Annotated in this window: 21 protein-coding genes; 19 read left to right on the plus strand and 2 right to left on the minus strand. The window is 60.9% G+C overall.

What is annotated here, in order from left to right:
- Positions 1-99: 99 nt before the first annotated feature.
- The gene (rne, locus tag HBO11_RS17200; RefSeq protein ID WP_169955206.1) at positions 100-3,330 is read right to left on the minus strand and encodes a ribonuclease E; all 3,231 of its coding nucleotides are present in this window, start codon (positions 3,328-3,330) and stop codon (positions 100-102) included.
- Positions 3,331-4,031: 701 nt separating this feature from the next.
- Between rne and rluC the strand changes: the two genes are divergently transcribed.
- The 3 genes from rluC to HBO11_RS17215 are packed head-to-tail and all read left to right on the plus strand — an operon-like array spanning position 4,032 to position 6,651.
- Positions 4,032-4,991 (plus strand): 23S rRNA pseudouridine(955/2504/2580) synthase RluC, encoded by a 960-nt coding sequence (gene rluC / locus HBO11_RS17205; protein ID WP_005790558.1) that lies wholly within the window; start codon positions 4,032-4,034, stop codon positions 4,989-4,991.
- The gene (locus HBO11_RS17210) at positions 4,978-5,640 is read left to right on the plus strand and encodes an HAD-IIIA family hydrolase (RefSeq protein WP_169955207.1); all 663 of its coding nucleotides are present in this window, start codon (positions 4,978-4,980) and stop codon (positions 5,638-5,640) included. The genes rluC and HBO11_RS17210 overlap by 14 nt, the downstream gene beginning before the upstream one ends.
- A gap of 21 nt (positions 5,641-5,661) precedes the next feature.
- The gene (locus tag HBO11_RS17215; protein ID WP_169955208.1) at positions 5,662-6,651 is read left to right on the plus strand and encodes a S49 family peptidase; all 990 of its coding nucleotides are present in this window, start codon (positions 5,662-5,664) and stop codon (positions 6,649-6,651) included.
- Between the two features lie 131 nt (positions 6,652-6,782).
- On the opposite strand, the gene HBO11_RS17220 is transcribed toward HBO11_RS17215, so the two are convergent.
- Positions 6,783-7,361: a nucleoside triphosphate pyrophosphatase gene (locus tag HBO11_RS17220; protein ID WP_169955209.1), complete on the minus strand. Its 579-nt coding sequence runs from the start codon at positions 7,359-7,361 to the stop codon at positions 6,783-6,785.
- A 105-nt stretch (positions 7,362-7,466) separates the two neighbouring features.
- Between HBO11_RS17220 and HBO11_RS17225 the strand changes: the two genes are divergently transcribed.
- The 16 genes from HBO11_RS17225 (at position 7,467) to HBO11_RS17300 (ending at position 20,677) form a co-directional block, all read left to right on the plus strand.
- Positions 7,467-7,997 carry a YceD family protein gene (locus HBO11_RS17225; protein ID WP_029299696.1) on the plus strand — a complete coding sequence of 177 codons (531 nt, stop codon included), beginning with the start codon at positions 7,467-7,469 and terminating at the stop codon, positions 7,995-7,997.
- A gap of 13 nt (positions 7,998-8,010) precedes the next feature.
- Entirely contained in the window at positions 8,011-8,193 is a 183-nt protein-coding gene (gene rpmF, locus HBO11_RS17230; protein ID WP_008152339.1) for a 50S ribosomal protein L32, read from the plus strand.
- A gap of 4 nt (positions 8,194-8,197) precedes the next feature.
- Positions 8,198-9,208 (plus strand): phosphate acyltransferase PlsX, encoded by a 1,011-nt coding sequence (gene plsX, locus HBO11_RS17235; RefSeq protein WP_169955210.1) that lies wholly within the window; start codon positions 8,198-8,200, stop codon positions 9,206-9,208.
- 127 nt (positions 9,209-9,335) lie between these two features.
- A complete protein-coding gene (gene fabD, locus HBO11_RS17240) occupies positions 9,336-10,274 on the plus strand; it encodes an ACP S-malonyltransferase (protein WP_169955211.1) in 939 nt (312 codons plus the stop codon).
- A gap of 17 nt (positions 10,275-10,291) precedes the next feature.
- Positions 10,292-11,035, plus strand: a complete 744-nt coding sequence (gene fabG / locus HBO11_RS17245) for a 3-oxoacyl-ACP reductase FabG (RefSeq protein ID WP_169955212.1) — start codon at positions 10,292-10,294, stop codon at positions 11,033-11,035.
- Positions 11,036-11,227: 192 nt separating this feature from the next.
- Positions 11,228-11,464 (plus strand): acyl carrier protein, encoded by a 237-nt coding sequence (gene acpP / locus HBO11_RS17250; RefSeq protein WP_076964148.1) that lies wholly within the window; start codon positions 11,228-11,230, stop codon positions 11,462-11,464.
- Between the two features lie 127 nt (positions 11,465-11,591).
- Positions 11,592-12,836 carry a beta-ketoacyl-ACP synthase II gene (gene fabF / locus HBO11_RS17255; protein ID WP_169955213.1) on the plus strand — a complete coding sequence of 415 codons (1,245 nt, stop codon included), beginning with the start codon at positions 11,592-11,594 and terminating at the stop codon, positions 12,834-12,836.
- The gene (pabC, locus tag HBO11_RS17260) at positions 12,836-13,651 is read left to right on the plus strand and encodes an aminodeoxychorismate lyase (protein ID WP_169955263.1); all 816 of its coding nucleotides are present in this window, start codon (positions 12,836-12,838) and stop codon (positions 13,649-13,651) included. The genes fabF and pabC overlap by 1 nt, the downstream gene beginning before the upstream one ends.
- Before the next feature lies 1 nt (position 13,652).
- A complete protein-coding gene (gene mltG, locus HBO11_RS17265; protein ID WP_169955214.1) occupies positions 13,653-14,747 on the plus strand; it encodes an endolytic transglycosylase MltG in 1,095 nt (364 codons plus the stop codon).
- 19 nt (positions 14,748-14,766) lie between these two features.
- Positions 14,767-15,399: a dTMP kinase gene (gene tmk / locus HBO11_RS17270; protein WP_169955215.1), complete on the plus strand. Its 633-nt coding sequence runs from the start codon at positions 14,767-14,769 to the stop codon at positions 15,397-15,399.
- On the plus strand, positions 15,392-16,378 hold the full coding sequence (locus HBO11_RS17275) for a DNA polymerase III subunit delta' (protein WP_169955216.1): 987 nt from the start codon (positions 15,392-15,394) through the stop codon (positions 16,376-16,378). The genes tmk and HBO11_RS17275 overlap by 8 nt, the downstream gene beginning before the upstream one ends.
- A 65-nt stretch (positions 16,379-16,443) precedes the next feature.
- Positions 16,444-17,226 carry a TatD family hydrolase gene (locus HBO11_RS17280; protein WP_169955217.1) on the plus strand — a complete coding sequence of 261 codons (783 nt, stop codon included), beginning with the start codon at positions 16,444-16,446 and terminating at the stop codon, positions 17,224-17,226.
- Between the two features lie 426 nt (positions 17,227-17,652).
- Positions 17,653-18,306 carry a TetR/AcrR family transcriptional regulator gene (locus tag HBO11_RS17285; protein WP_169955218.1) on the plus strand — a complete coding sequence of 218 codons (654 nt, stop codon included), beginning with the start codon at positions 17,653-17,655 and terminating at the stop codon, positions 18,304-18,306.
- Positions 18,307-18,445: 139 nt separating this feature from the next.
- On the plus strand, positions 18,446-19,414 hold the full coding sequence (locus tag HBO11_RS17290) for a radical SAM protein (protein ID WP_169955219.1): 969 nt from the start codon (positions 18,446-18,448) through the stop codon (positions 19,412-19,414).
- Between the two features lie 74 nt (positions 19,415-19,488).
- Positions 19,489-20,094 carry a DUF4823 domain-containing protein gene (locus HBO11_RS17295; protein ID WP_169955220.1) on the plus strand — a complete coding sequence of 202 codons (606 nt, stop codon included), beginning with the start codon at positions 19,489-19,491 and terminating at the stop codon, positions 20,092-20,094.
- A 16-nt stretch (positions 20,095-20,110) separates the two neighbouring features.
- The gene (locus HBO11_RS17300; RefSeq protein WP_169955221.1) at positions 20,111-20,677 is read left to right on the plus strand and encodes a DUF1285 domain-containing protein; all 567 of its coding nucleotides are present in this window, start codon (positions 20,111-20,113) and stop codon (positions 20,675-20,677) included.

Genomic DNA, 20,677 nt, shown 5'->3' on the forward strand with positions numbered 1-20,677 from the left:
GTCATCGTTAACGACCATCGCAGGCAAGCCAGCTCCCACATGTCGCATAAAAAAGCCCCGCCTGAGTGATCAGGCGGGGCTTTTTAGTTGCCGTTGGAATCAGGCGAGGGGTTTAGGCTCGTGCTCTTCTTCCAGGGCTTTGGGGTTGTGCTCTACCACTTCTTCAACGGAACGCAGGTTCTCGTCGATGGTTGGGGCAGTGTGCTCAACTTCTGCTTCGATGGCCGGTGCTTGCGCAACCGCTTCGACTACGGCCGGGGCCGCTGCCGCTGCTTCTTCGGCTTCTTTCTGCAGACGCTCGGCTTCACGCTTGCGACGACGTACTTCACGTGGGTCGTTAGGCGCACGGCCGTTTTCGGTGAGGGCGCTGGCAGGGGCTTCAACCACTGGGGCGGCCACTTCGGCAACCACTGGGGTTTCCACGACCACCGGAGCAGGCTCGGCAATCACAACCGGTTCTGCAACCACCGCAGGTTCGGCGATAACCACTTCAGCAGCCGGTGCTGGAGCTTCTTCTACCGGTGCTGGGGCAGGGGCTTCGGTGACGACGGCTGGCTCGGCAGTCCACTGGAAGGCGGTCTGTTCTTCGCGAACTTCACGCACTTGCGGCGTTGCTTCAGCGGCTGGCGCTTCAACAACTGCTTCGACCACAGGCTGTGGCTCAACCACGATTGCGGGTGCAGCCACGACTTCGGCTTCAGGCTGGGCTTCACGAACCGGTGCAACTTCCACTTCTACAGCCGCTGGTGCTTCAACCACGGTGGTGGCTTCGACAACCGGTGCTTCAACTGCGGCAGTTTCCTGCACGGCAGCGGTGGCACGTTCGGCCTGCTGGTTGGCTTCGGCTTCGGCAGGTGCGCTGATGACCGAGCTGGCAACCGCAGCGGTAACGGCCAGGCCAGCAGCCAGTTCGGTGCTGGTGGGTTCGTTGTTGGCGTTGTCTTCGCTGGCTTCGCCGGTCTCTTCCGAGCCTTCGATCACATTGCCGTTGGCGTCACGTTGACGCTCACGACGGTTGCTGCGGCGACGCTGGCCACGGGAGCGGCGGCGTGGACGATCGCCTTCGGCGTTGTCCTGGCCATCTTCCTGTGGCTGTTCGTCATTGTTCAGCAGTTCTTCTTCGCTGGCTGCGGCAGCCTGCTCGGCACGTGGTTGACGCTCTTCACGCGGCGGGCGTGGGGCGCGCTCTTCACGGGGTTGGCGGGCCGGGCGTTCTTCAGTCGCGACATCAGTTGCTACGGCGGCAACAGCTGGGGCAGCGTCCAACGGTTCACGCAGTTCACGTACACGTTCTTCACGCTCGCCACGTGGCTTGCGATCTTCACGCGGGGCGCGAGGGGCACGCGGTGCGCGTTCTTCACGTGGCGCACGCTCTTCGCGCGGAGCACGTTCTTCACGGGCTACGGCTGGGGTTTCTTCACGGGCTTCGCGCGGCTGGCGCTCTTCACGGGGTGCGCGCTCTTCACGCGGTGCACGTTCTTCGCGAGGCTTGCGTTCTTCGTCGCGGCGACCGTTGCGGTTACGGCTCTGCTGGCGACCGTTGCGACGCTCTTCGTTGCGTGCAGGGCGTTCAGCGGCTGGCTTCTCGACCACGGCAGGAGCTACCGGCTCTTCCTTGGTGGCGAACAGGCTGACCAGCGACTTCACCAGGCCCTTGAACAGGCTTGGCTCCGGCAGGACGGCAGGCGCGGCCACCGGGGCAGCGGCTTCAGTCGGCACCGGTGCGTTGGCACGGGCCGGCGCGGTCTTGACGGCGGCTTCCTGGCGAACCAGGGTGCGGGTCGCGGCAGCTGGCTGGACTTCTTCGACTTCGGCAGCGGCGGCGGCGATTTCGTAGCTGGACTGGCCGCTGTGGGCTTCCGGGCTGTCGTCACGCAGGCGCTGGACTTCGAAGTGCGGCGTCTCGAGGTGATCGTTCGGCAGGATGACGATACGGGCACGGGTGCGCAGTTCAATCTTGGTGATCGAGTTGCGTTTTTCGTTGAGCAGGAAGGCTGCAACCGGGATCGGCACTTGCGCGCGGACTTCGGCGGTGCGGTCTTTCAGGGCTTCTTCTTCGATCAGGCGCAGGATCGCCAGGGACAGCGATTCAACGTCACGGATGATGCCGGTGCCGTTGCAACGCGGGCAGACGATGCCGCTGCTTTCGCCCAGGGATGGACGCAGGCGCTGACGGGACATTTCCAGCAGGCCGAAGCGCGAGATGCGGCCAACTTGTACGCGGGCACGGTCGGCTTCCAGGCATTCGCGGACTTTTTCTTCCACGGCGCGCTGGTTCTTGGCTGGGGTCATGTCGATGAAGTCGATCACGATCAGGCCGCCGATATCACGCAGGCGCAGTTGGCGAGCGATTTCTTCGGCTGCTTCCAGGTTGGTCTGCAGGGCGGTTTCTTCGATGTCGCTGCCTTTGGTGGCGCGCGCCGAGTTGATGTCGATGGACACCAGGGCTTCGGTCGGATCGATCACGATGGAGCCGCCGGAAGGCAGTTCGACCACGCGCTGGAAGGCAGTTTCGATCTGGCTTTCGATCTGGAAACGGTTGAACAGCGGCACGCTGTCTTCGTACAGCTTGATCTTGCTGGCGTACTGCGGCATCACCTGGCGGATGAAGGTCAGGGCTTCGTCCTGGGCTTCAACGCTGTCGATCAGTACTTCGCCGATGTCCTGGCGCAGGTAGTCGCGGATGGCGCGGATGATCACGTTGCTTTCCTGATAGATCAGGAATGGCGCGGAGCGGTCCAGGGACGCTTCTTTAATAGCGGTCCACAGTTGCAGCAGGTAATCGAGGTCCCACTGCATTTCTTCGCTGCTGCGGCCAAGGCCGGCAGTGCGCACGATCAGGCCCATGTCGGCCGGGGCGATCAGGCCGTTCAGCGCTTCACGCAGTTCGTTGCGCTCTTCGCCTTCGATGCGACGGGAGATGCCGCCAGCACGCGGGTTGTTCGGCATCAGGACCAGGTAACGGCCAGCCAGGCTGATGAAGGTGGTCAGGGCTGCGCCCTTGTTGCCACGTTCTTCTTTTTCGACCTGGACGATGACTTCCTGGCCTTCGCTCAGGACGTCCTTGATGTTCACGCGGCCTTCAGGGGCTTTCTTGAAGTACTCGCGGGAGATTTCTTTGAGGGGCAGGAAGCCATGGCGCTCAGAGCCAAAATCGACAAAGGCAGCCTCAAGGCTTGGCTCGATACGAGTAATCCGGCCTTTATAGATGTTGGCCTTCTTCTGCTCGCGTGCACCGGACTCGATGTCCAGGTCGTAGAGGCGTTGGCCATCTACCAGTGCAACACGCAACTCTTCGGGTTGAGTTGCGTTAATCAGCATTCTTTTCATGTTGTACCGTCGGTTTCCGGGCTGCCGGAAACGGCGTTCGGCACACACGACTTCTCACGGTCGGTGTCAGGTGCGTCAAGAGTGGTTGGCCACTCCAGTGTCCAGCAATACTGGCCAATTGGGCTGGTATCGCGACTTACGCGTCCTGCTTGCTGTGGTGACTTAATAAGCACTCAGTCAGGAGGAGGAATCAACCGGCGACTGTGGACGAGATGAAGCGTCTAAATATAAGCCTAGTGCTACACAGTCCGACGGTTGTGCATCTCCACCCTACACGTATCCCTGATAATTCGGGTGCTGCCGCGCGCAGAATCCGCAGCGGGTTGGCATTTACCGTGTTCTCCAATGGGGAGTTCACGCTCATGGCTAATAACAGGCGTTGTTTCCGAAGCATTCGCCGTGGTCTGGTACAAGACTGACTGCACTTTGTGAACTGGCCGTAAATATCGGCGCAAGAGGCGAGTAATCACTCTGCTTCCTGCACTCGCTTCAGGCCTCATGTCACCTGCGCTTGTTACAATCTTGAGCCTTCCAGTATGGCAAGAGCCCCGTAGGACGGCCTCGCGTCCTGATGAATTGCGATGGTCAGGGGCGGCAGTTTGCCGCGAGTCCTCTGTCCAGGCCGCTTTTGGCGGCGTTCGCGACTATAGCAGCAATGATTAAGTGCTTCAATTCCATAAAAAATTGTTATCATTCCCGACATGACGACTACCACCCCCCCGACCCCCAGCGTCCAGCTGCTTGAGGTCTCGCCGGAATATGCCGGCCAACGCATCGACAATTTTCTTCTGGCCAGGCTCAAGGGCGTGCCCAAGACCTTGATTTATCGCATCTTGCGCAAAGGCGAAGTGCGGGTGAACAAGGGCCGGATCAAGCCGGAGTACAAGCTGCAGGCGGGCGATATCGTCCGAGTGCCGCCTGTTCGCGTGCCTGAGCGCGACGAGCCCGTGCCGCTGGCCCAGGGCCTGTTGCAGCGCCTTGAGGCGTCGATTGTCTTCGAAGACAACAAGCTGATCGTGATCAACAAGCCGTGCGGCATTGCGGTGCACGGCGGCAGCGGCCTGAATTTCGGGGTGATCGAAGCCTTTCGTCAGTTGCGTCCGGATGCCAAGGAACTGGAGCTGGTCCATCGCCTGGATCGCGACACCTCCGGCCTGTTGATGATCGCCAAGAAGCGCAGCATGTTGCGCCACCTGCATACCGCCCTGCGCGGCGATGGCGTGGACAAGCGTTATATGGCGCTGGTCCGCGGCAATTGGGCGTCCTCGATCAAGAGCGTGCGGGCGCCGTTGCAGAAGAGCAACCTGCGCTCCGGCGAGCGCATGGTCGAGGTGGACGAGGAGGGCAAGGAGGCGCTGACCCTGTTCAAGGTGCTGCGGCGCTTCGGTGATTTCGCGACCATGGTCGAGGCCAAGCCGGTGACCGGGCGCACCCACCAGATCCGCGTGCATACCCTGCATGCGGGCCACTGCATTGCTGGCGATACCAAGTACGGCGACGAGGGTTTCTCCAAGGAGATTCGTGACCTTGGCGGCAAGCGCCTGTTCCTGCATGCGTACATGCTGACGGTGCCGTTGCCCGATGGTGGCGAATTGAAGTTGCAGGCGCCTGTGGACGAGATGTGGGCCAAGACTGTGGAGCGCCTGAGTGTCGCGCCCTGACTACAAGCTGCTGATCTTTGACTGGGATGGCACCCTGTGCGATTCCATTGGTCGGATTGTCGAGTCCATGCACATGGCCGCGACCCGTTCCGGCTTTGAGCTGTGCAGTGACCTGGCGGTCAAGGGCATCATCGGCCTGGGCTTGCCCGAAGCCATTCGCACCTTGTATCCGCAGATCGCTGACAGTGAGCTGGTGGCGTTTCGCGAGCATTACGCCGATCACTACATTGCCCTGGAAGCCGAGCCGTCACCCTTGTTTGAAGGGGTAGTGCAGTCCCTGGCCGCATTGCGTGAGCAGGGCTATCACCTGGCGGTGGCTACCGGCAAGGCCCGGCGCGGCCTGGATCGGGTGCTCAAGGCCAATGGCTGGGAAGATTATTTTGATATCACCCGCGCCGCCGATGAAACCGCAAGCAAGCCTCACCCATTGATGTTGGAGCAGATCATGGCCCATTGCGGCGTGTCTGCCCGTGAGTCGTTGATGGTGGGCGATGCTTCGTTCGACCTGCTGATGGCGCGCAATGCCGGCATGGACAGCGTTGCTGTCAGCTATGGCGCACAGTCCCCCGAAGCCTTGCAGGCTTACGAGCCGCGACTGACGATTGACCGGTTTTCGCAATTGCACGCCTGGCTCAACCAGGCCCGTTAAGTTTTTGCTGGGGTAGATGGCATGACCGATGAGTGGAAAGCACCGACCAAGGCCGGTGCCGACAATGGCGATGATAAAAGCTGGAAACTGCTGGAAAAAACCCTGCTGGCGGGCGTCCAGGAGCAGCGTCGCGCCCGGCGCTGGGGGATCTTCTTCAAGCTCCTGACCTTTACCTACCTGATTGGCATGCTGGTGTTGTTCAGCCCTTTGGTGGATATGGAAAAAAGCGCCGCCCGCAGTGGTAGCTACACCGCGCTGATCGAGGTGCGTGGGGTGATTGCCGACAAGGAGTCCGCCAGTGCCGACAATATCGTCAGCAGCCTGCGCACGGCCTTCGAGGATCCCAAGGTCAAGGGTGTGGTGCTACGCATCAACAGTCCGGGTGGCAGTCCGGTGCAGTCGGGCTATGTCTATGACGAGATCCGTCGCCTACGCGCGCTGCATCCAGAGACCAAACTGTACGCGGTCATCTCTGACCTGGGTGCCTCGGGTGCCTATTACATTGCCAGCGCCGCCGACCAGATCTACGCCGACAAGGCCAGCCTGGTGGGCTCCATTGGCGTGACGGCGGCCGGCTACGGGTTTGTCGGGGCCATGGAGAAGCTGGGGGTTGAGCGGCGTACCTACACCTCGGGCGAGCACAAGTCTTTCCTTGATCCGTTCCAGCCGCAAAAGGCTGATGAAACCCAGTTCTGGCAGAGCGTGCTCGATACCACTCATCGCCAGTTCATTGCCAGCGTCAAGCAGGGGCGCGGTGAGCGGCTCAAGGATAAAGAGCATCCGGAGTTGTTCTCCGGCCTGATCTGGTCCGGTGAGCAGGCGTTGCCGCTGGGCTTGATCGATGGCCTGGGCAGTGCCAGTTCGGTGGCGCGGGATGTGATTGGCGAGAAGGAACTGGTGGATTTTACCGTCCAGGAGTCGCCGTTCGATCGCTTCTCCAAGCGACTGGGTGCCAGTGTGGCGGAGAAATTGGCGCTGTATATGGGCTTCCAGGGGCCGACCTTACGCTGAGCTCGCGATTGGCGTAGCCCAAAATGTGGGAGCGGGCTTGCCCGCGATTGCGGTGGGTCAGCCAGCCAATGGGTTGCTGACAGGCCGTCATCGCGGGCAAGCCCGCTCCCACATTGGGTTTTGTGGTGCTTTCAGGGGATCTGCACGCCTTCGGCCAGCAGCATGTCCACCAGGCGAATCAGCGGCAGGCCGACAAGGCTTGTCGCATCCGGCCCTTCGGTGCTTTGAAACAAGCTCACCCCTAAACCTTCGGCCTTGAAGCTGCCAGCGCAGTCGTAGGGTTGCTCGATCCGCAGGTAGCGTTCGATCTGTGCCGGGTCCAACTGGCGCATCGTGACGGTGAAGGGGATGCAGTCCACCTGGCAATGCCCGGTGTCGCTATTGAGCAGCGCCAGGCCGGTCAGGAAGCTGACCTGCCGGCCGCTGGCGGCCAGTAATTGCGCTCGGGCCTTTTCAAAGGTGTGGGGCTTGCCGATGATCTGGCCATCCAGCGCTGCGACCTGGTCCGAGCCGATGATCAGATGCCCAGGGTGGCTGCCGGCGAGGGCGCGGGCTTTCTGCTCGGCCAGGCGCTTGACCAGGTCGGCTGCTGGCTCGTTGGCGTGATGGCTTTCGTCGATATCCGGCGAGCTGCAGATGAACGGCAGGTGCAGGCGGTTCAGCAGTTCCCGGCGATAAACCGAGCTGGAAGCGAGTAATAAAGGCAACATGTGGCTCTCCTCAAGGCAGTCGCGGATTCTAGCGAGCGGACAGTGTGGCGCACAGGGCTGAATTTCCTTTGACATGGGCGGGTGCATCCCTATAATGCTGCGCCTATGTTGAATGACCCGATTCCACCTCACGTTGACCCGCGCAAATTGGCTGATCGTGGCACCACCCTCCAAGGTGAAGTGTTGCTGGCCGATTTGGAGAGACTCTGCGACCCGCTTTCCGACAATGTCGGTACGGTGCAGGCTAAATTCGTTTTTGAGCGAGATGAACGTAAATCTGTGGTAATCCACAGCTTTATCGACACCGAGGTCAAAATGGTTTGCCAGCGTTGTCTTGAGCTGGTCACCCTGCCGATCCACAGCGAATGCAGTTATGCTGTGGTGAAAGAGGGTGCGAATACCCAGTCGTTGCCGAAAGGTTATGACGTGCTGGAACTGGGCGAAGATCCTTTGGATCTGCATGCACTGATCGAGGAGGAGCTTCTGCTCGCCTTGCCCATTGTGCCTGCTCATCATCCGGAAGAATGCCAGCAGCCGGCGGGGCTCGATGACGAGTCCGAACCGAGCGAGGACGAGGTAACGCGGTCCAACCCGTTCAGTGTATTGGCGCAGTTAAAGCGTGACCCAAACGTTTAGGAGTTAATCAATTATGGCTGTTCAGCAGAACAAAAAATCCCGCTCTGCCCGTGACATGCGTCGTTCGCACGATGCCCTGACGGCAAGCACTCTGTCTGTAGAAAAAACCACCGGTGAAATTCACCTGCGTCACCACGTATCGCCAGAAGGCGTATACCGTGGCCGTAAAGTGATCGACAAGGGCGCTGACGAGTAATCACTTGTCTGCTCAAGTCATCGCGATTGACGCAATGGGCGGGGACTTCGGTCCCCGCAGCATTGTCCAGGCATGCATTGCCAGCCTGTCTGCTACGCCCTCGCTGCACCTGACCCTCGTCGGTCAACCCTCCCTACTTGAAGAACTGATTGCCAGCCATGCGGCTGTGGATCGCGCGCGCCTGACGATAACGCCGGCCAGCGAAACCATCGGTATGGATGAAAAGCCGGCCCAGGCCCTGCGTGGCAAGCCTGACTCCTCCATGCGCGTGGCCCTTGAGCTGCTGCGCGATGGCAAGGTCCAGGCCTGTGTCAGCGCTGGCAATACTGGCGCCTTGATGGCGTTGTCGCGACATGTGCTGAAAACCCTGCCGGGCATTGACCGGCCGGCGATGGTCGCGGCGATCCCGACGCAGCGTGGCTATTGCCAGTTGCTGGACCTGGGGGCGAATGTCGATTGCAGCGCCGAGCACCTGCTGCACTTTGCCCTGATGGGCTCGGTCGCGGCCGAGGCGCTGGGTGTGGTGCGGCCAAGGGTGGCCTTGCTGAACATCGGCACCGAGGACATCAAGGGCAACCAGCAGGTCAAGTTGGCCGCCAGCCTGTTGCAACAGGCGCGGGGCTTGAACTACATCGGGTTTGTCGAAGGCGATGGGTTATATCGTGGCGAGGCCGATGTGGTGGTTTGTGACGGGTTTGTCGGAAATATCCTGCTTAAGTCCAGCGAAGGCCTGGCTACGATGATTGCTGCGCGGATCGAGGCGTTGTTCAAGCGCAATCTGGCTTCGCGGCTGGTGGGTGCCCTGGCGTTGCCGTTGATGCGGCGCTTGCAGGCGGACCTGGCCCCGGCGCGGCATAACGGCGCAAGCTTCCTCGGTCTGCAGGGTATTGTGGTAAAAAGCCACGGTTCGGCGGGAGTCCAGGGTTTTCAGAGTGCCATTGCGCGTGCGCTGATCGAGATCCAGGAGAACCTTCCGCAGCGCTTGCATGGCCGTCTTGAGGATCTGTTGCCTTAGGCGAATCGGGCCGGGAATGCTTAAATGTGACCGGCCAGTTCAATTGACCATCCAATCTGTCAGTTTCTTGCGCTCCCAGCTGTGGGGCGTCAATTCACCGACGACCAGATCATTAGGGGCTTGTTACATGTCTACATCCCTCGCATTCGTCTTTCCAGGGCAGGGTTCGCAGTCCCTCGGCATGTTGGCCGAGCTGGGCGCGCAATACCCGCTAGTCCTGGAGACATTCAAGGAAGCGTCTGCTGCCTTGGGCTACGACCTTTGGGCATTGACCCAGGACGGGCCGGAAGAACTGCTCAATCAAACCGATAAAACCCAGCCGGCCATCCTGACGGCTTCCGTCGCGCTGTGGCGCGTTTGGCTGGCCGAAGGCGGCGCACGTCCGGCTTTTGTTGCCGGTCATAGCCTGGGCGAATATAGCGCCCTGGTCGCGGCAGGCAGTCTGACCCTCGCTGAGGCGGTCAAGCTGGTAGAGCGCCGTGGCCAACTGATGCAAGAAGCGGTTCCAGCCGGGCAGGGCGGCATGGCCGCGATCCTGGGCCTGGACGACGCCGTGGTGATCGAAGCCTGCGCCGAAGCGGCCCAGGGCGAAGTGGTCAGCGCGGTGAATTTCAATTCCCCAGGCCAGGTGGTGATCGCCGGTGCCAAGGCTGCGGTTGAGCGTGCCATCGAAGGCTGCAAGGCCCGCGGCGCCAAGCGTGCGTTGCCACTGCCGGTCAGCGTGCCGTCCCATTGCGAGTTGATGCGCCCGGCGGCCGAGCGTTTTGCCGAGTCCATCGCAGCCATCAACTGGCAGGCACCGCAGATCCCGTTGGTGCAAAACGTCAGCGCCGACGTGGCGCCGGACCTGGAAACCCTCAAGCGCGACCTGCTGGAGCAACTGTACAAGCCGGTACGCTGGGTTGAATCAGTCCAGACCCTGGCCGCCAAGGGCGCTACCCAACTAGTTGAGTGTGGTCCGGGTAAAGTCCTGGCCGGCCTCAACAAGCGCTGCGCCGAGGGCGTGTCGACTTCCAATCTCAATACCCCGGATGGCTTTGCAGCTGCCCGCACCGCACTGGCCTGAACTAAGGAGAAGCCTGCATGAGTCTGCAAGGTAAAGTTGCACTGGTTACCGGCGCAAGCCGTGGCATTGGCCAGGCGATTGCCCTGGAACTGGGCCGTCAGGGCGCGGTAGTGATCGGAACTGCCACGTCCGCCTCGGGCGCCGAGCGTATCGCCGCGACCCTCAAGGAAAACGGCGTGCAGGGTACCGGCCTGGAGCTCAACGTGACCAGTGATGAGTCCGTGGCTGCTGTTTTGGCCCAGATCACTGCACAGTTCGGAACACCGGCCATTCTGGTGAACAACGCCGGAATTACCCGCGACAACCTGATGATGCGCATGAAAGACGACGAGTGGTACGACGTGGTCGATACCAACCTGAACAGTCTGTTTCGCCTGTCCAAGGGTGTTTTGCGCGGTATGACCAAGGCGCGCTGGGGCCGAATTATCAATATTGGCTCCGTAGTGGGTGCCATGGGCAACGCAGGCCAAGTAAACTACGCCTCTGCCAAGGCCGGCCTGGAAGGTTTCAGCCGTGCCCTGGCGCGTGAAGTCGGCTCGCGGTCGATTACGGTCAACTCGGTGGCTCCAGGGTTTATCGATACCGATATGACCCGCGAATTGCCTGAAGCGCAACGTGATGCGTTGCTGACGCAAATTCCGCTGGGCCGTCTGGGCCAGGCCCAAGAGATCGCCAATGTGGTCTCTTTCCTGGCATCTGACGGTGCGGCATACGTGACTGGGGCTACAATCCCGGTGAACGGCGGGATGTACATGAGTTAAATTGTGACGGATCGCTTCAAAAAAATGTCATACGAGCTGTCTAAAATCCGTTATAAAGCTGCAATCTATTTATAGACAGGTGGTCGGTAGGGTACGAGGGTGAAGCTTTCAGTTGAAAAGCTGAAAAGCCTTTCTATACACTTACCCACTGGCCAGCTGCCTGAATTTGTCCATTAGGAGTGAAAACAAGGTATGAGCACCATCGAAGAGCGCGTCAAGAAAATCGTTGCCGAGCAACTGGGCGTTAAAGAAGACGAAGTGAAAAACACTTCTTCCTTCGTTGAAGACCTGGGTGCCGACTCCCTTGACACCGTTGAGCTGGTGATGGCTCTGGAAGAGGAATTCGAGACCGAAATCCCGGACGAAGAAGCTGAAAAAATCACTACTGTTCAAGCTGCTATCGACTACGTTACTAGCCACCAGGCGTAATAGTTTGTAATCGTCGCTTGCTGTCATGGAAAAACCGCACTGCTATAACGGCGTGCGGTTTTTTCTTTAGCTCTGATGAAAAATGAGCTTTGAAACAAAGTGTCGTCATTAGAAAAAGGAGAGTGCTGTGTCGCGTAGACGCGTCGTAGTCACCGGTATGGGTATGTTGTCGCCACTGGGTACGGATGTGCCGAGCAGTTGGCAGGGCATTCTGGCTGGCCACAGTGGTATCGGTCTGATTGAGCATACGGACCTTTCTGCCTATTCCACCCGTTTTGGCGGCTCGGTAAAGGGCTTCAATGTCGAGGAATATCTCTCGATCAAGGAATCCCGCAAACTCGACCTGTTCATTCAATACGGCCTGGCAGCCGGTTTTCAGGCAGTGCGTAATGCTGGCCTGGAAGTCACCGATGCCAACCGTGAACGCATCGGCGTGGCCATGGGTTCGGGTATTGGCGGTCTGACCAATATCGAAGAAACCAGCCGCACGCTGCACGACTCCGGCCCTCGTCGAATCTCACCGTTCTTCGTCCCGGGCTCGATCATCAATATGATTTCCGGCTTCCTGTCCATCCATCTGGGTGCCCAGGGGCCTAACTACGCCATTTCCACAGCGTGCACCACGGGCACTCACTGCATCGGCATGGCGGCGCGCAATATCGCCTATGACGAGGCTGACGTGATGATCGCAGGTGGTGCCGAAATGGCCGCCTGCGGCCTGGGCATGGGCGGCTTCGGCGCGTCCCGTGCGCTGTCGACGCGCAATGACGAGCCGACCCGTGCCAGCCGTCCGTGGGACAAGGGCCGTGATGGCTTTGTACTGTCCGACGGTGCCGGTGCCCTGGTCCTCGAAGAGTTGGAGCACGCCAAGGCCCGTGGCGCGACGATCTACGCCGAGCTGATCGGTTTTGGCATGAGTGGCGATGCGTACCACATGACCTCGCCACCCGCCGATGGCGCGGGCGCTGCGCGTTGCATCAGCAATGCCCTGCGCGATGCGAAGATCAACGTCGACCAGGTACAGTACATCAACGCCCACGGCACCTCGACGCCAACCGGCGACCTGGCGGAAGCCCAGGCCATCAGGTCGGTGTTCGGCGAGCACGCCTACAAGCTGGCGGTCAGCTCCACCAAGTCCATGACCGGTCACCTGCTGGGTGCGGCTGGCGCGGTTGAAGCGATTTTCAGTGTGCTGGCGATCAAGGACCAGGTCGCGCCGCCGACCATCAACCTTGATGAGCCGGATGAAGGCTGCGACCTGAACTTCGTGCCTCACGAGCCGCAGAAAATGCCGATCGACGTGGTGCTGTCCAACTCGTTCGGTTTTGGTGGTACCAACGGTTCCCTGGTGTTCCGCCGGTTCGCCGAGTGATGCACTGCTGGGTCGACGGTCAGCCAGCGGACGCAGTGTCGCTGAAAGATCGCGGCCTGGCCTACGGCGATGGTTTGTTTGAAACCATCGCGGTCAAGGCCGGGCAGCCCGTGCTGCTGGATCGTCACCTGCAACGCCTCGACGAGGGCTGCAGGCGCCTGGCGCTTGCGGTGACCCCGGATCTGATCCGCAGCGAGGTGCTGGCTTACGCGGCAGCCCTCGGTGACGGCGTTCTCAAGTTGATCCTCACCCGTGGCGATAGCCTGCGCGGTTATGGCATCAATGCAGGCGCCCCAGCGCGGCGTATCCTGCAAGGCAGCCCGCCTGCCGCCTATCCCCAGGCTCATGGTTCATCCGGCATACGCCTGTTTCCCTGTGCCACCCGTTTGTCCGAGCAACCCTTGCTCGCAGGTCTCAAGCACCTCAATCGTCTCGAACAGGTCCTGGCCCGCGCCGAGTGGCAAGCTGCCGATCACGCGGAAGGATTGATGCTGGATATGTCCGGGCGCGTCATCGAAGGTGTGTTCAGCAACCTGTTCCTGGTGCATGCCGGCCAACTGCTGACGGCCGACCTGAGCCGCTGTGGCGTGGCCGGCGTCATGCGTGCCGAGTTGCTGGCCAGTGCCGAGGCGCTGGGCATTGTCACCACGGTTGCCGATATCAGCCTTGCGCAACTGCAACAGGCTGATGAAGTGTTCGTCTGCAACAGCGTGTATGGCATTTGGCCGGTGCTTGGATGTGGGCCAATGAGCTGGTCGGCCGGGCCACTCACCCGTAAACTGCAGGGCATTGTTCGCGCGCTATTGGGTGTTTGATTTGATACGTAAAATTGTATTGCTGCTGGAGATCGGCCTGGTCCTGGCGGGTTTGCTCCTGGGCTTTTCGGCCTGGAAGCTGGACTCGGCCTTGAAGCAGCCGCTGAATCTGTCCCAGGAGCAATTGCTGGATGTAGCCGCTGGCGCGACCCCTACGGGTACTTTCAATCGCCTGGAAAACGACGGCGTGCTTGAGGATGCCTTCTGGCTACGCCTCTACTGGCGCTTCAATCTTGATGGCCAGCCCCTGCACAGTGGCGAGTACCGCATGACGCCCGGCCTGACGGCCCAGGGCCTGATCGGCCTGTGGCAGCGCGGCGACGTGGTGCAGTACAGCCTGACCCTGGTGGAAGGCTGGAACTTCCGCCAGGTGCGCAGTGCCTTGGCCAAGCATGAAAAAATCGAACAGACCCTGGCGGGCTTGAGTGACACTGAGGTGATGGAAAAAATCGGCCATCTCGACGAATTCCCCGAAGGGCGGTTCTTCCCCGACACCTACCGTTTTGTGCGCGGCATGACCGATGTCGAGTTCCTGAAGAAAGCCTACAACCGCCTGGACGAGGTGCTGGCCCAGGAATGGCAGCGACGCGCCCCGGACGCGCCCTATACCGATCCCTACCAGGCGCTGATCATGGCGTCGCTGGTCGAGAAGGAAACCGGTGTGCCCGAGGAGCGTGGGCAGATTGCCGGGGTGTTTGTGCGGCGCCTGAAGATCGGCATGCTGCTGCAAACCGACCCCACCGTGATCTACGGCATGGGCGAGCGCTATAACGGCAAATTGACGCGCGCGCACCTCAAGGAAGCCACGCCCTATAACACCTACATGATCAGCGGCCTGCCGCCGACGCCAATTGCCATGGTCGGCCGCGAGGCGATCCATGCCGCGTTGAATCCGGTGCCGGGCAGCAGCCTGTATTTCGTGGCCCGAGGCGATGGCAGCCATGTTTTTTCCGACAGCCTGGATGCCCATAATGCCGCCGTGCGCGAGTACCAACTCAAGCGTCGCGCCGATTATCGCTCCAGCCCTGCGCCGGCTGCACCCGCGACCGTTGAGCCTGCCGCGCCCGACGCTGCGCCCACGCAAAGCCCGCAATGACTCTGACTAAGGACTGCCTGTGACTGGCTTGTTTATTACCCTGGAAGGCCCGGAAGGCGCCGGCAAGAGTACCAACCGTGAATACCTGGCCGAACGCTTGCGGGCCGAAGGGATCGAGGTGCTGCTGACCCGCGAGCCTGGCGGCACGCCCCTGGCGGAAAAAATCCGCGAGGTGCTGCTGGCCACTGGCGACGAGGTCATGAACCCCGACACCGAGCTGTTGCTGGTGTTTGCCGCACGTGCCCAGCACCTGGCCGAGGTGATCCGCCCGGCCCTGGCCCGTGGCGCGGTGGTGATCTGCGACCGTTTCACCGACTCCACCTACGCCTATCAGGGCGCTGGCCGCGGCCTGTCCCTGGAACGCATCGCGACCCTGGAGACCTTCGTCCAGGGTGACCTGCGCCCGCACTTGACCCTGGTTTTCGACCTGCCGGTAGACGTCGGCTTAGCCCGGGCCAGCGCCCGTGGGCGCCTGGACCGCTTCGAGCTGGAAGGCCGAGGGTTTTTCGAAGCGGTGCGCGCGGCTTACCTACAGCGTGCCCAAGCTGCGCCGTCGCGCTACTGCCTGCTGGATGCCGCGCAGCCGCTGGAGCAGGTGCAGCAGGCCATCGATGCGCTGCTACCCAAACTGTTGGAGCTTTACCGTGGCTGAAGCCTATCCGTGGCAGGACAGCCTGTGGCAGCAATTGGCCGGGCGTGCCCAGCACGCCCATGCCTATTTGCTCCATGGGCCGGCAGGCATCGGCAAGCGCGCCCTGGCCGAGCGCTTGATGGCACGCTTGCTGTGCCAGAATCCGGCTGGGCTGGAGGCGTGCGGGCACTGCAAGTCATGCCTGCTGCTCAAGGCCGGCAGCCATCCGGACAACTACGTGCTGGAACCGGAGGAGGCCGACAAGGCGATCAAGGTCGACCAGGTGCGCGACTTGGTGAGCTTCGTGGTACAGACCGCGCAGATGGGCGGGCGCAAGGTGGTGCTGATCGAGCCGGTGGAGTCGATGAACATCAACGCCGCCAACGCCTTGCTCAAGAGCCTTGAGGAACCTTCCGGCGATACGGTGCTGCTGCTGGTCAGCCACCAATCCAGCCGCCTGCTGCCGACTATCCGCAGTCGTTGCGTGCAGCAGGCCTGCCCGTTGCCGAGCGAGGCCATGAGCTTGCAGTGGCTGGGCCAGGCCTTGCCCGAGTGCAGCGAGCAGGAGCGGGTCGAGTTGCTGACCCTGGCGGCCGGCTCGCCCCTGGCTGCGGTCAGCTTGCAGGCCCAGGGCGTGCGCGAGCAGCGCGCGCTGGTGGTCGACGGGGTGAAGAAGCTGCTCAAGCAAGAGCAGTCCGCCACACAACTGGCCGAAGGCTGGAAAGATGTGCCGCTGTTGTTGTTGTTTGACTGGTTTTGCGACTGGTCCAGCCTGATCCTGCGCTATCAACTGACCCAGGACGAAAACGGCCTGGGCCTGATGGACATGCGCAAGGTCGTGCAATACCTGGCGCAGAAGAGCGCCCAAGACAAGGTGTTGAACATCCAGGACTGGATCCTCGCCCAGCGCCAGAAAGTCCTGGGCAAGGCCAACCTGAACCGCGTGCTGTTGCTCGAGGCCCTGCTGGTGCAGTGGGTCGGGTTGCTCGGCCGACGTTGATATTCTCGGGGTCGACGGATGTTTCGTCGGCCAGACACTTCCTGTGACGCAAGTTGTAACTTCTTATGCTCGTAGATTCCCATTGCCACCTTGATCGCCTCGACCTCGCCGCCCACAACGGCTCCCTGGATGCTGCCCTCGAGGCTGCGCGCCAGCGTGGGGTCGGGCACTTCCTGTGTATCGGTGTCAGCGCCGAGAACGCCGCCGACGTCAAGGCCCTGGCCGAGCGCTATGCCGATGTAGATTGCTCGGTGGGCATCCATCCTCTGGATCTCAAGCCTGGCGAAGCCCCGGCCCTGGAGTGGCTGCTGGACGAACTCAATCACCCGCGAGTGGTGGCCATCGGCGAGACAGGCCTGGATTACCACTACGAGCCGGAGGCCGCCGACCTGCAGCAGGCTTCGTTCCGCCTGCACCTGCAAGCGGCGCAGCAGACCGGCAAGCCTGTGATCGTGCATACCCGTGGCGCCCGCGCCGACACCCTGGCCCTGCTGCGCGAAGCGGCGCTACCCCAGGCGGGTGTGTTGCACTGTTTTACCGAAGACTGGGAGATGGCCAAGGCGGCCCTGGACCTGGGGTTCTATATTTCCCTGTCGGGCATCGTCACCTTCCGCAACGCCGAGGCCCTGCGTGATGTGGCGCGCCAGGTGCCCGCCGACCGTCTGCTGGTGGAGACCGACTCGCCATACCTGGCGCCGATCCCTCATCGCGGCAAGCCGAACCTGCCGGAATATGTGCGGGATGTGGCGGATTACCTGGCGATGTTACGCGGCGAGTCGGTGGAGCGTTTTGCCGAGCAGACCACCGAGAACTTCAAGCGTCTGTTCCCCCTGGCGCACGTTCGCTGAATTGCAGGCAAAAAAAACCCGGGTTCTGGGGGGGGAATCCGGGTTAAGACCATTAGGAGTAAACAAGGGTACGCGGTCCGTTGGTACCCATATCGGTGTTTCACTTGGGGGAGATGTCACACCGACAGATGAAGTATTGATCAGTATCCCGTGCAGTCCAGCCGCATCTGATCGTTTTTTAAACAGATTTGGAATACGTGCGCTTCGCTTGAGTTCTCATTGAGCGGCAATACATTGCGCGAATCGACGTTTAATTTCTGACCCGCATCGCCTGATTCGTTGGCGCGCTGTAAGTTTAGTGTATGGGTTGTTCATATAGACGTTGCCCAACGACCGTTCAGTCGGGATAATCCCTCGCACCGGGTAAAACGTTCCGTCATCGGGGCATCGAACCCTTCCAATACTGACCTCTGCAGACCTCTTTCTATGCACAAAGAACCCCGTAAGGTCCGTGAGTTTCGCCGCCGTGAGCAGGAAATTCTCGACACCGCGCTCAAATTGTTCCTCGAACAGGGTGAAGACAGCGTCACCGTCGAGATGATTGCGGATGCCGTGGGTATCGGCAAAGGCACCATCTATAAACACTTCAAGTCCAAGGCCGAGATCTACTTGCGCCTGATGCTCGACTACGAGCGCGATTTGAACGAGTTGCTGCACTCGGCCGACGTCGACAAGGATAAGGAAGCGCTGTCCCGGGCGTACTTTGAGTTCCGCATGCGCGACCCGCAGCGCTACCGCCTGTTCGACCGCCTGGAAGAAAAAGTGGTCAAGGGCCACCAGGTGCCGGAAATGGTCGAGGAGTTGCACAAGATCCGTGCCTCGAACTTCGAGCGCCTGACCCTGCTGATCAAGGGCCGCATCAGCGAAGGCAAGCTGGAAGATGTGCCGCCTTATTTCCACTACTGCGCCGCCTGGGCCCTGGTGCATGGCGCGGTGGCGCTGTACCACTCGCCATTCTGGAGCAACGTGCTGGAAGATCAGGAAGGCTTCTTCCAGTTCTTGATGGACATCGGCGTGCGCATGGGCAACAAGCGCAAGCACAGCACCGAGCTGCCGAACCCCGAGACGCCTGCCACATAAGGCATTCACCCGGACAATGGCCGGCTGATTTACTGCCCTATGTAGTAACCCAGGAATATACTCAGGCAAGGACCTTGCTAAAATCTGATTTATGAGTCAGGTTTTAGCGCGCCCGAATTATCCGCTGCCGGAGTGATCCATGATCGTTGATCGTCAAGGCAGGCGTTTTCGCAATTTGCGGATCAGCCTGACCTCAGCCTGCAATTACGCCTGTACCTACTGCGTGCCCAACGGCAAGCGGCTGGTGGCTGCGCAGGACGAACTCTCGGCCGAAGCCATGGCGCGTGGCGTGGCCTACCTGATCGAGGCGGCGGGCATCGATCGCCTGCGCATTACCGGCGGCGAGCCACTGGTCAGCCCCAAGCTCGAAACGTTCATGCGGGCCGTCGGGCAGATGGGCTTGAGCGATATCAGCCTGACCACCAATGGCCAGTTACTGGCGCGCAAGTTGCCATTGCTGGTCGATGCCGGCATTCGCCGTATCAATGTGTCCCTTGACACCCTGGATGCCGATGCCTTTCGCGGGATCGCCCGGGGTGGCGACCTGGCCACCGTCCTTGATGGCATGGGCCAGGCTCGTGCGGCGGGGATCAAGATCAAGGTCAATATGGTGCCGCTGCGCGGGCAGAACCTCGACCAGGTCATGCCGCTGCTGGAATATTGCCTGGCGCGCGGTTATGAACTGCGTTTTATCGAGTTGATGCGCATGGGCCATCTGGCCAGCGACTCCAACGCCTTCCTGCAGCAATTCGTCAGCCTGCAACAACTGCTGAGCCTGATTGGCGAGCATCACGAATATCTGCAGGCCGACGCCCCCGTGGACGCCACCGCCGTGCGTTATGAAATTCCCGGCCAGGGCTTCTTCGGCGTGATCGCCAATGAAAGCGTGCCGTTTTGCCGAACCTGTTCGCGCCTGCGGCTGTCTTCCACGGGGTGGCTGCACGGCTGCCTTTCGTCGAGCAACCGGCACTATGTCGGCGACCTGTTGGACAAGCCGCGCCACCAGGCCCTGCCGGCGTTACAGGGCTTGCTGGTCAAGGCCTTGGGCGATAAGCAGGAAGTGGCGTTTTCGGGCGGGGCGACGGTGATGAAGATCATTGGCGGCTAGCCAGGCAAGCTGGCGCAAAATCTGCATCTTGTGCCCATTCGCCGGTTTTCCGTCACCGGCCTCTGGAGGATAGGATGCGTAGTCTGGTTTTGTTGCTGGCGTCGTTCGCGCTGGGTGGCTGCATGACAGTCAGCGATATGGCCGAAGGCACTCGCTATCAGATGAGCGATGCCGGCTTGCTGGACCACAGCGATACTCGCCGTTCCAACTCGGTTCGCATTCAGCCCGATTCCTTTGTGTTTATCGCCCAGGGCGCGTTCACGCCGCCGGGCAGTGCCTATCCGCGGCCCAATGTGGTGGCCGAAGAAGCCTTCAACGGTTTCATCGAATACTTCCCCATGGTCCTCCGCGCCCGCGCCCCGGAAGGCCTGGAGCAGGCCATGGCCGAAGCCCGCGAGGTAGGCGCCCATTACCTGTTGTATACGCGGTTCGCCAAGGCCGATGATCGCATCGGCAATGCGGATGAGTGGGCCGACCAGGAAGCCCTCGACCGGCTGGGTGTCGACAGCGGTGTGATCCAGATCATGTTGATCGAGACCAGCACCCAGTATTTGATCGATACTGCACGGATCCGCAGTCGTGGCGGTTTACTGACGTTCCACGACAACAAACCCGAAGATTTGCTTGGCCCACCGCTGCGCCAGTACGCCCGCAGCCTGCTGGGCATGAGCGACCAATAATTCAAAGGAGAACAGCATGACGGGTTCGGCCAAGGCCAATGATTTGTTGGCACAGTTGCCCAAGGGCAAGGGACCGGCACCGGTTCACCTGTGGAACCCGGATTTCTGTGGCGATATCGACATGCGTATTGCCCGTGATGGCACCTGGTATTACCTGGGCACGCCCATCGGGCGCAAACCGATGGTCAAGCTGTTCTCCAATATCATCCGCCGCGATGGCGATGATTACTTTCTGATCACACCGGTGGAAAAGGTTGGGATCAAGGTGGATGACGCGCCTTTTGTGGCGGTGTCGCTGGAGGTCGAGGGGCAGGGCGAAAGCCAGCTCCTGCGGTTTACCTCCAATGTCGAAGACCTGATCGAAGCCGGCCCGGCGCACCCGCTACGGGTGGTGATCGATCCCCACACCCAGGAACCTTCGCCCTACGTGCTGGTGCGCAACAACCTTGAGGCACTGGTCCATCGCAACGTGTTCTACCAATTGGTGGACTTGGCGGTGACGCGCCAGATCGAAGGCGAGAGTTGGCTGGGCATCTGGAGTGGCGGGGTGTTCTTTTCGATAGGCCTGGAGCCCAGGGATTGA

Origin of the sequence: Pseudomonas sp. WS 5010 (assembly GCF_012985565.1) — a bacterium.
Lineage (GTDB): Bacteria > Pseudomonadota > Gammaproteobacteria > Pseudomonadales > Pseudomonadaceae > Aquipseudomonas.

Excerpts from the sequence above, each read along its gene's own strand:
- rne (WP_169955206.1), bottom strand. The coding sequence starts at position 3,330 with ATGAAAAGAATGCTGATTAACGCAACTCAACCCGAAGAGTTGCGTGTT.
- rluC (WP_005790558.1), top strand. The coding sequence starts at position 4,032 with ATGACGACTACCACCCCCCCGACCCCCAGCGTCCAGCTGCTTGAGGTC.
- HBO11_RS17215 (WP_169955208.1), top strand. The coding sequence starts at position 5,662 with ATGACCGATGAGTGGAAAGCACCGACCAAGGCCGGTGCCGACAATGGC.
- HBO11_RS17220 (WP_169955209.1), bottom strand. The coding sequence starts at position 7,361 with ATGTTGCCTTTATTACTCGCTTCCAGCTCGGTTTATCGCCGGGAACTG.
- HBO11_RS17225 (WP_029299696.1), top strand. The coding sequence starts at position 7,467 with ATGTTGAATGACCCGATTCCACCTCACGTTGACCCGCGCAAATTGGCT.
- rpmF (WP_008152339.1), top strand. The coding sequence starts at position 8,011 with ATGGCTGTTCAGCAGAACAAAAAATCCCGCTCTGCCCGTGACATGCGT.
- fabD (WP_169955211.1), top strand. The coding sequence starts at position 9,336 with ATGTCTACATCCCTCGCATTCGTCTTTCCAGGGCAGGGTTCGCAGTCC.
- fabG (WP_169955212.1), top strand. The coding sequence starts at position 10,292 with ATGAGTCTGCAAGGTAAAGTTGCACTGGTTACCGGCGCAAGCCGTGGC.
- acpP (WP_076964148.1), top strand. The coding sequence starts at position 11,228 with ATGAGCACCATCGAAGAGCGCGTCAAGAAAATCGTTGCCGAGCAACTG.
- pabC (WP_169955263.1), top strand. The coding sequence starts at position 12,836 with ATGCACTGCTGGGTCGACGGTCAGCCAGCGGACGCAGTGTCGCTGAAA.
- HBO11_RS17280 (WP_169955217.1), top strand. The coding sequence starts at position 16,444 with ATGCTCGTAGATTCCCATTGCCACCTTGATCGCCTCGACCTCGCCGCC.
- HBO11_RS17285 (WP_169955218.1), top strand. The coding sequence starts at position 17,653 with ATGCACAAAGAACCCCGTAAGGTCCGTGAGTTTCGCCGCCGTGAGCAG.
- HBO11_RS17290 (WP_169955219.1), top strand. The coding sequence starts at position 18,446 with ATGATCGTTGATCGTCAAGGCAGGCGTTTTCGCAATTTGCGGATCAGC.
- HBO11_RS17295 (WP_169955220.1), top strand. The coding sequence starts at position 19,489 with ATGCGTAGTCTGGTTTTGTTGCTGGCGTCGTTCGCGCTGGGTGGCTGC.
- HBO11_RS17300 (WP_169955221.1), top strand. The coding sequence starts at position 20,111 with ATGACGGGTTCGGCCAAGGCCAATGATTTGTTGGCACAGTTGCCCAAG.